Origin of the sequence: Armatimonas sp. (assembly GCF_031410135.1) — a bacterium.
Classification (GTDB): Bacteria; Armatimonadota; Armatimonadia; order Armatimonadales; family Armatimonadaceae; genus Armatimonas.
The window spans coordinates 1-10829 of sequence record NZ_JANNYP010000657.1; the positions used below are offsets into that span (position 1 = coordinate 1).

7 protein-coding genes and 1 pseudogene are annotated in these 10829 nt (G+C 60.6%); 1 reads left to right on the forward strand and 7 read right to left on the reverse strand.

Going from position 1 to position 10829, the window contains the following annotated elements; translation table 11 throughout:
• Both RMO15_RS24010 and RMO15_RS24015 read right to left on the reverse strand, forming a co-directional pair.
• A partial coding sequence (locus tag RMO15_RS24010; RefSeq protein ID WP_309718469.1) for an MFS transporter occupies positions 1 to 925 on the reverse strand: 925 nt, incomplete at its 3' end.
• Positions 922 to 1815 carry a CDC27 family protein gene (locus tag RMO15_RS24015; protein WP_309718472.1) on the reverse strand — a complete coding sequence of 298 codons (894 nt, stop codon included), beginning with the start codon at positions 1813 to 1815 and terminating at the stop codon, positions 922 to 924. The genes RMO15_RS24010 and RMO15_RS24015, both read right to left, overlap by 4 nt.
• A 36-nt stretch (positions 1816 to 1851) precedes the next feature.
• On the opposite strand from RMO15_RS24015, the gene RMO15_RS24020 reads away from it, so the two are divergent.
• A complete protein-coding gene (locus RMO15_RS24020; protein WP_309718475.1) occupies positions 1852 to 4014 on the forward strand; it encodes a sulfatase-like hydrolase/transferase in 2163 nt (720 codons plus the stop codon).
• On the opposite strand, the gene RMO15_RS24025 is transcribed toward RMO15_RS24020, so the two are convergent.
• From RMO15_RS24025 to RMO15_RS24045, 5 genes and pseudogenes are all read right to left on the reverse strand, one after another.
• A complete protein-coding gene (locus RMO15_RS24025) occupies positions 4011 to 5108 on the reverse strand; it encodes a DUF418 domain-containing protein (RefSeq protein ID WP_309718478.1) in 1098 nt (365 codons plus the stop codon). The genes RMO15_RS24020 and RMO15_RS24025 overlap by 4 nt on opposite strands.
• Complete coding sequence (locus RMO15_RS24030; protein WP_309718481.1) at positions 5105 to 9031, reverse strand: amino acid adenylation domain-containing protein; 3927 nt, start codon at positions 9029 to 9031, stop codon at positions 5105 to 5107. Before RMO15_RS24030 ends, RMO15_RS24025 begins: the two co-directional genes overlap by 4 nt.
• Positions 9032 to 9052: 21 nt before the next feature.
• Complete coding sequence (locus RMO15_RS24035) at positions 9053 to 9541, reverse strand: SET domain-containing protein-lysine N-methyltransferase (RefSeq protein ID WP_309718484.1); 489 nt, start codon at positions 9539 to 9541, stop codon at positions 9053 to 9055.
• Positions 9542 to 9690: 149 nt separating this feature from the next.
• Positions 9691 to 10590, reverse strand: a complete 900-nt coding sequence (locus tag RMO15_RS24040; RefSeq protein WP_309718487.1) for a glycosyl hydrolase — start codon at positions 10588 to 10590, stop codon at positions 9691 to 9693.
• 4 nt (positions 10591 to 10594) lie between these two features.
• Positions 10595 to 10829: pseudogene (locus tag RMO15_RS24045) on the reverse strand (hypothetical protein); the annotation flags it as partial.

The following is a 10829-nucleotide window of genomic DNA, read 5'->3' on the forward strand; positions in this document are numbered from 1 at the left end:
AGAGCCACCAGACCGGAAGCCACCCGATCAGCGAGTAGCCCGCGAGCAAGAGCGAGCCGCCCAAGAGTAGTGTCCCCAGCTCGCCGATCTTAGGCACAAGCTTTTTCACGCTCGCGCTGTAGATAAGCCCCCCGATACCAAAGCACGCCAGCAAAAGCCCGATGGTGAGATAGGAAAGCCCGAAGCGCTCTTTGAGGGAGGCTCCTAGAAACGGAAGGCCGCCAAAGATAAAGAAGCCCTCGACAAAGGCCGTTCCCAGAACAATCCGAGCCTGTGGCATGGCCCAGAGCGTCAGATAAGGCGCAAACGAGAACTTCCGATCAGGGCGCGGCTCCTCAGGGACGCGCTTGCTCTCTCGCCAGAGCATCACGGCCATGACCAGAGAGGCACCCGCAAAGAGGCGGTAAATCACCTGCCAGCTTAAAAACTCCCCAAAGATTCCTCCCAGGCTGCTCCCTAGAATCTGCCCGAGCATCAAGGCGCTCATGAACCGTCCGAGGGTAACCTGGCGCTCCTGGTAGGGAAACTTATCGCCGATATAGCCCAGTGAGAGCGGGATCACGGCGGCGGCGGCCATTCCGGTGAGAAAGCGCAGGGTGGTGAAGAGGGGAAGATTGGGCATGAGTGTCCCCAGCACCTCTCCTAGGGAAAAGAGCGCCAGTGCCCCCGCCATCACCTTGAGCTTGCCGACTCTATCGCCTAGTGGTCCATAGAAAAGCTGAAAGAGACCGTAGGCGAAGGCATAGAGAGTCAGGGCAATGGTCGCCCCTTCTTTGGTGGTGTGAAAATCACCGGCGATAAGCTTGAGGAGCGGGTCCATGACACGGGAGTCGGCCTGAACCAGAAACGCAGCGGTTCCTAAAACTAAGAGCGAGGCACGGGCCGATGTGGTGTCTGAGGCGGAGGCGGAGGTAGGAGGGGTCACGAGGTGGTTGCTTTCTGGAGCGGAGGCAAGACTACCCTCAGCTCTTTTTCAAAGAGGAGATACTCCGGGCGGTTTCGCGAGTCGTCACCCAGGGAGGCTTGGAGGAAGTTATAGTAGAGGTCTGCTAGGGCGCGGGCTTTCCCCTGCTGCCCGAGCTTGTGGTGTGCAAGCGCTAAAAAGACCGTGTTCATTGGCTCTTTTAGGAGCGCTTCGCTCTCCTCAAGCGTTGCGATGGCCTCATGAAACCGTCCGGCACGGTAGAGCGCGACCCCTAGGGTGTTGAGCGCATTGGCGCGTCCCTCAGGAGGCATTTGGGGAGCGAGCTGCACCCCCCGCTCGCTGAGTATCACGGCGGGTTTGTAGTCTTTGAGGGCATTGGGAAGGAGGATTAGTGCCCAGGCACGGTCGTTGGGATTGCCATCACTTTCAGCGTCGGGGGCGCTGAGTAGCGTCTGTGTGAAAGTTGTGTAGCTCTTAAAATTTCCCTGGAGGGCGAGAATATCTGCCTGTCCTGCCGGTGTGGCACTATCATAGCGAGGGCTCCAGAGCTTCGCTGCCAGCTCACGCTTGCCCAGGTGCCAGTAGGCCTCTGCCTGGAGGGAGACGATAGACGGGGAACAGCTCGGGCCACAGGTATCCGCCGCGCGCTGGGCTACTTTCTGCCAGTTTGCTTGCTTGGCATATCCGACAAGCTCCTGGTGTACCTGACGGATTCGGGCGAGCATCTCAGGAGTGGGTGAGTCCGAGGCAAAGCGTGAGCCGAACTGATCTCTGGGTGTGTGGGTGGTGTAGCGGTCGAAGAGGCCAAAGGCGGCCAGAAGCACCATTGGAGTGAGGAGCCCCACTCCTGCCAGAAGCATCCGCTGTCGTGTTTCTGCGGTAGCCTGCATGCAGGTATTGTACACGATTTTGGTGAACCTTTTCGCATGTTTGCAACGTCGCCTACTCGGCCCAATATTGTCGTGATTCTTGCGGATGACCTCGGCTACGGGGATCTCAGCTGCTACAACGCGACCTCGAAGATTCCCACACCGAACTTGGATCAGCTTGCCCGCGAGGGCGTGCGTGCCACGGATGCCCACGCGCCCGCCTCGGTGTGCTCCCCCACACGCTACGCGATGCTCACGGGGCGCTATGCGTGGCGGGGGATTCTGAAAAACGGGGTGGTCGCTCCTTGGGGCAAGTCTATTTTAGAGCGAGATCGCCTGAATGTGGCGCTACTACTGCGGGGCCACGGCTACACAACAGCGTGCTTTGGAAAGTGGCATCTGGGCTGGAGTTGGGCAACCAAAGATGGGGCACCGCCCAAGGGCGTGAACGCGGGGCCAACCAATGTCGATCTCACCAAGCGCATCATGGAGGGGCCGACTGAGCGCGGGTTTGATGACTATTTTGGTGTGGACTTGCCCAACTTCCCGCCGTATTGCTTTATTGAGAACGACCGAACGGTGGGAGTGCCCACGCGACACACTGAAAAAGAGGGTCAGATCAACCGCCCCGGCCCGATTCTCGATGGCTGGAAGCTGGAGGACATCTTGCCTGAGGTGGGCAGGCGTGCCGTGAGCTGGCTAGAGAAGGCGAGCAAGAGCCCCGAGAAGCCGTTCTTTCTCTACCTGCCGCTGACCTCGCCGCACTTTCCCATCGTGCCCTCGAAAGAGTGGCAGGGCAAGACCAAGGTTGGGGCGTACGGGGACTTTGTCGCGCAGACCGATGCCGTGGTGGGCGATGTGCTCGCGGCGCTCAAGCGGCTAGGGGTGGAGAAAAACACGCTGGTGATCTTCACATCGGACAATGGCCCCGAGGTGGCAGGAGAAGTCGGAATCGGAGCCTACGAGCGGATCGGGACATTTGGCCACGATAGCCGTGGTGGGCTACGCGGGGTGAAGCGCGATATGTGGGAGGGGGGTCACCGGGTGCCCTTTCTTGCACGCTGGCCCGGGAAAATTCGCTCTGGCTCTGTCTGCAAGGAAACGATCTGCCATGTGGACTTGATGGCCACGCTGGCTGGGGTTTTGGGAGCCGAGCTTCCCGAAAACGCCGCAGAAGATAGTGTGGACATGCTCCCCGCGCTTCAGGGAAAGCCCGGCATGCGCCGAAATACTCCAACCGTACATCAGGCCGCCTCCGGAAAGTTTGCGATCCGAAAGGGCGACTGGGTCTTTATCAACGCCCCCAGCGGCAATGACAACGGCAAGGGGGAGCCTGAGTCGCTGCGCCCCAGCCCGCCACACGGTCAGCCCGGCGAGCTGTTTCACCTCAAGGCCGATCCTGCGGAGCGCGTCAACCGCTATGCCGAGCAACCAAGCCGCGTGCTGGAGCTTAAAGCGCTTCTGGAGCGAGCAAAGTCTGCGGGGCGCACGGTGCCTCCGTACCCCAAAAAACGCAAGGAGCTTGGGGTGGGCGCGAGGCCCATCCCCGGTGCTGAGATTCTGATAGATGGCACACGAAAGACCCTCGACGAGAAATGGACCTACTGGCAAGGCCCTCGCTTTCGCTCGTCGCTGCCGATCAAGTGGCCGGTTGTTCAAGATTCCATAGATGGCGGCATGTGTGTACAGACCGACGATCCTGCCGCTGCCGGAGGGGTCTATGGGGCGGCAGATATCGTCACGAAACAGACCTACCGAGACTTTCGGCTACATATCGAGTTCTGGATCGCAAGGCAGGGTGGCAACAGCGGCGTTTATTTGCAGAACCGCTACGAGATCCAGATCTGCGATGGGGATCGGACGACGCATGGCCTCGGGGCGGTGATCAATGAGCAGCCCGCGCCCTATCATGCGTATCATGGCCTCGGCAAGTGGAATGCCTATGATATTGTCTTTCGGGCGGCGCGCTTTAAAGACAGCAAGCTTATCGAGAAAGCCCACACGACGATCTATCTCAATGGCCAGAAAGCCCACACTGATGTCCCGATTCAGCAAGTCTGGGGCGGGGCAGCCTCGGGGGTGGACGGTGGCAACGACAGTGGACGTGGGATCACGGACACACCGCAAGGACTCAAGCTCCAGTGTGAAGGTCACGATGTGCGCTACCGAAACGCCTGGATCAAGCCCCTGAGCTTGGACAAGGTCAGCACGGATTTCTAGGCCCGTGCCCAGAGGCTCTCTAGCGGCACTCGGGGGAAACGGCGAAACCAGAGGAGGGTGAGCGGGAGCGCAAGGCTAAGATAGCCAAAGTAAGCCAGAAGCCCGGTACGCGCGGGCCAGTCTTCGTCGGGGTAGAGCAGGCGTAGCGGGGCGAAGACGGCGACAATGTGCAGAACGTAGTGCGTGAGCGAGGCGCGTCCGAGCAAGCCCAGTGGCTGCGTGATCTTTGGCAAGCCGCGTGCACTCTCCCACCAGAGCAGGCCCGCGATCAATGCAGCGGCACTACTGCCGATGCGGAGCAGAAACGGCAGTGTGGTGGGAATCCAAGTCGCCGGGCCAAGCTGCTCCCCCCAGAGCTGCGTGATAAGCGTGACACTCAGTGCGCCCCAGAAGCAGCGACGGGCACGTGTGCGTGTCAGCCCCGCTCCCGAGACGGCGCTCATTCCCAAGAGAGGCAGCGCCAGCCACGGAAGAAGCGGGTAGTTTCCATCCAAGACAAGCCCCCGCAGCGTCACCGCCCCAAAAGCATGGTCCATGAGATGGCTCCCATCGTCCTGCCAGTCCGTTGCGATAAAGTGCCCAAAGCGTAGCTGGCTCAGCGGTGTGGCAATCAGAACCAGAACAAACGCGGCCCCGATCACGCGCTGGCCTTTCTTCCCGTGCCCAAGCCCGAAACAAAGCACCATCATCAGGGCCAGTGGTACGAGAACCTCGGTCGGCCAGACGAAGTGATGGAAAATTGCCCCGAAAACCGCGAGCGTCAGAGCACGGCGCATTAATCTTCCTTGGGGCGAAGAAGCCGCGACGGAGATCGTCGGGCTATGGGGCGTCGTGCCTCCGCCGCGCCTTCGGCGAAATTTACCGACGAGGGACGAGGAGGCGGCCAAAGGCCCTAGAGCCGGGAGGTTTACCGTCCGAGGCATCCCGCGTGAGCGCTTCATTTGGAGCGCCCAGGCCATTCCCGCAAGCAGAAAGAAAAGCGCCGCCGCGCGGCCTTCGAGAATCGTGGCAAGCTTGGAGCCGACGAGGTGCATGTAGATCATTCCCAAGACGGCGACTCCACGGGCAACATCAAGGGCGGGGAGGCGGCTCACCGGGTAGGGGCTCCTTCGTAGCGCTGGTTCGGAAGTAGAAACTCGTCTTTCATGATCACGCTGTGCGGCGCGACATTGGTTCCCTCGCCGATGATGGCTCCGTAGAGTGGGACGGTGTTGCTGCCCACGGTTGCGTTCGCACCGATTCGGACTTTGGCGAGCTTCAGCACACGATCCTCAAACGTATGGGCTTGGAAGGCCGCCGTCACCGTGGCTCCGTCACCGATCTCGATCATATCGGGGTCTACCACCTGCGAGAAGCCGCTGCCCAGTACCACGCCGCGCCCGAGCTTCAGGCCCATCGCACGCAGATACCAAGTCAGCATCGGAGTGCCTTCGAGCGCCGTGAGCGTCCCGCGGGCATAGACTCCCCAGGCGACGTAGAGCAAGTCCCAGCGGCTGCACCAGCACGACCAGAGTGGGTGCGTTCCAGGCCGAGCGCGACCCAACAGAAGCCACTTGAGCGCTAAGATCGCCAGGCAGAGCGTTGCCGCTCCCGCAAGGGCGACCAGCGGCGCGGCCCAGGCGTGGTCTGTCATCCCCCGTAAGCTCTCCGCGACGACGAGCACGGGAAGCACCGGCAAGGTAAACCGGAGCGTCTCCCAGAACAAGCGATCCAGATAGCGGAGGAGGGATGGGTTGTGGGTAAGCTCACGATCATAAGCGACAATCTCGCGGCGGGGGAGCGCAAAAGGCGGGTGTCCGAACCAAGACGTACCGCTCGTCATGTACTTGTCATCGGCGACCGTGCAGACACCTAGTAGAATATCGTCGGGCAAGTGTTGGCCCCCGGCGACGACCACATGGTTGCCGAGAAAAACATTGGTGCCGATCTTCACCTTTGCAAGCGTCACCGTGCCGCGGTGCACTATGGGGCCGCCTAGATAGATGCCGTCCGCAAAAAACGTCTCCGGCCCGATCTCGATCAGCTCAGGGATCACATCAATAATTGTGCTGATCTCGCAGCTTCGCCCCACACGCATCCCCGCCGCACGGAGCCAGAGGGGCCAGAAGAGAGCACCACTGAGCCACTCACTCGCGGAGTCTACCAAGCCCGCCTTGAGCCAGATGGGAATATAGGCCAGGCTCCAGCGCGAGAGCACACCCTCCGAGACGCGTCCCAGCGCACGCACCGCTAGGGCTTCCAGTGCCAGCGTGAGAGGCAGCGCCAGCGTCAGGAGGCCCAGAAAGAGTGGCAGCGAGCGTGTCAGGCTCTGCGTCTCCAGCCCAAACAAGACAACTGCCCCGAGATTGAGCAGCTCTAGGGGCAGCGCAAGCACCGCCCAGAGAGCGCTCTGCGCGAGCAGCAGCGCAAGGCTGTAGGCCAGCGGCGAGAGGATCGGAGCCAGTGCGGGTGCAGCGGGTGCCGCACCAGCGGGTGTTGCAGGAATGCCGTCCCAATGCTCGCCCGCCGGAATCGTCTTGCCTGCGGGCAGTGAGGAGAGCGCGGCGAGAGAGGCTCCCGCTTCTAAACTTCCGCCGGGTGCGACACCTGCCCGGACATCGAGTGTCGCGCCCGTGCCGAGGGAGATGGGGCCAATAACGAGCTCACGGTTCTCCAGCTCGACGAGACGAAGAGACGCGTCCTGGCTCACGGTGACATCGTCTCCGATTTCGAGCAAGTCCCAGCCACCCTGAGTCAGATCCACGCCGCGATGCAAATGTACGCGCTGCCCGATCCGCGCCCCCAGTGCCCGAAGCGCCATGCACTGAAACTCGGTTCCCACAAGCACCGGCCAGGGAATCAGTCGTGCTGTCTGCACTACGATCCAGTGTCTCAGGTAGAAATCCCCCCAGACCGGCTCACGGCGCGAGGTGTACTTGCCGATCAGCAGGCGCTTCACCAAGACAGCAAAAAATACCGCCAGAGGCGTGTAGAGCGCCAGCCCCAGAAAAAGCAAGAGCGGCGTGAGAATGATCACCATCATCAGTCCCAGACGCGAGAATAGCGCCGGAAGAAGCGTAAAAAAGCCGCTGTAGGCCGCAAACGAAGCCAGAGTGAGCTCCAGCAAAAGCCAGAGACTCTGGAGAACCCCCGTGCGTCGCTCACCCTTTGTGTCCAGCGGCAGGTGCGCCTGTCGCTGCGTTTGTTGAGAGGCATGCCCAGACGATGGCAAGGTTACGGGTGACACTCTCTGCGCGAGTGCGGCAACCGTGCGGGCTTCGTAGAGATCGCGAACCGTGAGCGACGCCGTAGCAGGGTTCGTGCGCAGGCGCGAGATCAGCTGTGCGGCCTGGAGCGAGGTGCCCCCGAGCTCTAGGAAGAAGTCTTCGTCGAGAGAGAGCGCTTCTGGGAGCAGCAGCGTTTCTTGAAACGCCGCGAGGAGCGATTTTTCCAGGAGGGTACGCGGTGCAACAAGCTCGCGCAACAAGCGCGGCACCACGCGGCTGAGCGTGGGGAGGCTCTCGCGCTTGAGCTTGCCCCCGACACTTTTAGGCAGCTCCGCCAGCACGCCAAAGAGCGCGGGGATCATGTAGGAGGGCAGGGCCTCACGGAGCGCGGCCTTGAGCGTGTCGAAGTCCGGCGGCTGAGTCGCCTCCGTTGGGACGATAAACGCGACCAGATCGTTGCCATCGTTCTGGACACAGCACGCCGCCTCACGCACGCCCTCGCACTGGGCCAGGCAGGTCTCAATCGCCTCCAGCTCGATCCGGTAGCCGCGCAGCTTTACTTGGGAATCGAGCCGTCCGTGGTAGTGAAACGCGCCGCTCTCAGGGTCGCAATGAACCAGATCGCCCGTTCGGTAGAGCCGCCCAAAAGTTGGATGGACGATAAACTTCTCCGCCGTCAGCTCAGGCCGCTTGTGGTAGCCCCGCGCCAGCCCGATTCCCCCGAGGCAGAGTTCGCCCGAAACTCCGTCAATAACTTCGTTGAGCGCACTATCCAGCACCCAGGCTTGCAAGCCTGGCACGGGCGTGCCAATGGTAATCGGCTCTCCCACGCGAATCTCGCCGCGGAGAGCCGTGACCGTGCACTCGGTGGGGCCGTAGCCATTGACCAGTCGTCGCCCCCGCGCCCAGCGGTCCGCGATATCACGTGGCAGCGCCTCGCCCCCGACATAGAGCAGCTTCAGCTCCGGCAGTGCGGTTTTCGGGTTCTCACAGCCCGTCGTTCGCAGCAGCGTGGGCGGTGGACAGAGCACCGTGATGCGCTCGCGTTGGAGCCAGCCCACCAAGTCCGGCCCCAACCGCGCCGTCTCGTCGTCCATTGCCACCACTGTCGCACCCGATGCCAGCGCCAGCCAGATTTCTTCGACTGAGGAGTCGTAGGCGGGCGACGAGCCCTGTGCCACCCGGTCGCCTGGCCCCAGTCCAAACTCTGTGAGATCCGAGTGCACCAAGCTGACAATACTCTGGTGCTCGATCAAGACGCCTTTGGGCTTGCCCGTAGTGCCCGAGGTGTAGATGACGTAGGCTAACCTCTCCGTGAACCTCCCCCCTAGCCCCCGGGTACCCTCTGGGTGCGGGCGTTCGTTCCTCACTGGGAAAGGGGAACATGGGAAAGATGCTGTGGAGGAGAGGTTAATGGCCCTTGTCGGGAATGCGCCGTGCTTGGCGCGGGCTTGGCCACGTGTGTCTGTTAGAAGTGCGACGGCGTCGGAGTCTTTAAGAATCTCGCGGACTTGCTGATCGGGAAACGAGGGATCAATGCAGACATACGCTGCCCCAGATTGCAAGACGGCAAGCTGGGCCGCATAGAGAAGCGCCATATCTCGGGAGAGCAAGATTGCAACCACGCACTCGCCGATAACTTCATCTTGAAACTGCACACGAAGCGCTTCCGCCGCGTGCGCAAGCTGGAGGTACGTGAGCGTGTGGCGCTCCGGATGGGTGGGGCTTGAAGGGACATCAATCGCGATGGCATTGGGCCAGGTACGCACGGAGTGTTCAAAGAACTCGTGGAGACAAGTAGGGGTTGTCATTCTGGCCCTATTGTACGGGTTTTAGTTGGTATCGAGTAGACAAAGGAGATAGGGGGCGAGCCAGGGACGAAGTGCCTCTTGTTCGGCAGGGGTAAGCTGTTTAAATCCCTGAATGTCACCTCGGCAGCGTGCGCTCTTGCACTGGCAAGTAAACGCCTCAGCCATCTCGTACTCAGTGGTGTTGTAGTTAAACGTGATCTCTTCCCAGGGCTGAATGATGCGGGTCGCATAGACATCACGCCCTCGAAGACAGGCGTTAGGCTCACAGTGATGGTTCATGAAGCGCCAGTAATAGCGATCCAAAATCGTCTCTAGTGCTTGCTCTCCTAGATCAATATGGGTTTGTTTCCCGATCTGAACCGAGTAGCGTGTCGGGTGGCTTGTCTGATCTCCTTCGATCCGAAAAAGTAGCTCGCCCGCCGCAATGGGCACCGGATCCGTTGCCACGAGCTGAAACTGGCCCTGCAATCGTAGTACGCCAACGCGTGTTTTTGTGTTCTCTATGTTCATAGGAAGACTGTATCAAAGGGAAATGAGGAACAAATGAAGCTTTGGAGCTTTTTTTCCGAATCGTCTCCGCCCACTGAAGTGGGCGTCGCCCTTCGGGAAACGAAGTCTGTGCCGGACTGGGGAGCTATCGGCAGCAGCGATCCCAATGTTTACTTAAACTTGGGCAGCTCGTCGCGCGTCACAACACTCGCGGACGTGTACAGAGCACGGATCTGCTCGTCGGAGTTTTTCTCAAACGTCAGCTCGGCCCAGCTCATGAAAAAGCACCAGCGCGGCTGCTCGGTGAGAATTTTGGGAGTCGGGAGTCGGTCGCACTCGCCGATGGCCATGGGTTTATTGCCGACTATTGGCAGGATATAGTCGTACCAGCTTTTGTTAAAGCCCTGGTCGTAGATATCAAAGGCGAAGACCTCCCAGTAGCGGCTCCCAGGGTTGTACTCCACAAAGTCCCGGCTCATGTCCTGCATGTCCCAGGTCCAGATTAAGTTCGTGAGCTTCTTGGTCTTGGTGAGATAGTCGTGGGTGAGGCGGTAGAGCTTCGCCGTGCCCTCAGACCCGGGCCGTCCGCCCCACCAGAACTTGCCCTGGTTCATCTCGTGCAGAGGCCGGAAGAGCACGGGGACGCCTGCATCTTTGAGAAACTGTAAGTACACAGCGTAGCCATCAAGGCGCTCTTTCCAGGCTTTGTTGAGCTCGCCGCCCTCCGTGACCAAGTCCGTCCACTGGGTATCGGTTAAGTGGCTCATGATCCCGCCTTCCCAGCGGCAGACCTCGGGTTGGTTGGGCGGCGCGACATGGGTCAAGAGCTGGACAAGGGAGCCCTGCTCCCACTGGCGCTTGCACTCTTTTATCATTATCCAGCGGTTCTCGACATCGGCTTTACTAAAGAGAAAATCGCCGCTCCAGAGACCGGGGTACTTGCCCGTCCGCTTGAAGATCTCATCGGTCTGGAGCGTGGGCTTGGCATTGGGCTCCCGGTTGTGAATCCCAGAGACCGTCTGCTTGCCGTCAATGCTCTTCAGGTAGTCTAAAACTGCAATTTTGCTCATGGTGTTATGGGAGAGGAACATTACAGAACGTCAGCGCTGCGATTCCGTTCGCGCCTCGTAGCAGCCGTTTCTGGCTCCAAACCGCGCTGTCCAGGTAGGTAATCGCTTTCGCCGTCGTCGGCTCAGTGAGCGTGAGAGTGAGCCGGTTGCCCGACGCGCTCCCCGACGCAATTTTGCCGCGCTGGCCATCGAGGTAGAACTCACTGACAAGCGCACTGTCCCAGACCACAGGCTGATCG

Coding starts and splice junctions, on each gene's coding strand:
- RMO15_RS24015 (WP_309718472.1), bottom strand. CDS start 1,815: ATGCAGGCTACCGCAGAAACACGACAGCGGATGCTTCTGGCAGGAGTG.
- RMO15_RS24020 (WP_309718475.1), top strand. CDS start 1,852: ATGTTTGCAACGTCGCCTACTCGGCCCAATATTGTCGTGATTCTTGCG.
- RMO15_RS24030 (WP_309718481.1), bottom strand. CDS start 9,031: ATGACAACCCCTACTTGTCTCCACGAGTTCTTTGAACACTCCGTGCGT.
- RMO15_RS24035 (WP_309718484.1), bottom strand. CDS start 9,541: ATGAACATAGAGAACACAAAAACACGCGTTGGCGTACTACGATTGCAG.
- RMO15_RS24040 (WP_309718487.1), bottom strand. CDS start 10,590: ATGAGCAAAATTGCAGTTTTAGACTACCTGAAGAGCATTGACGGCAAG.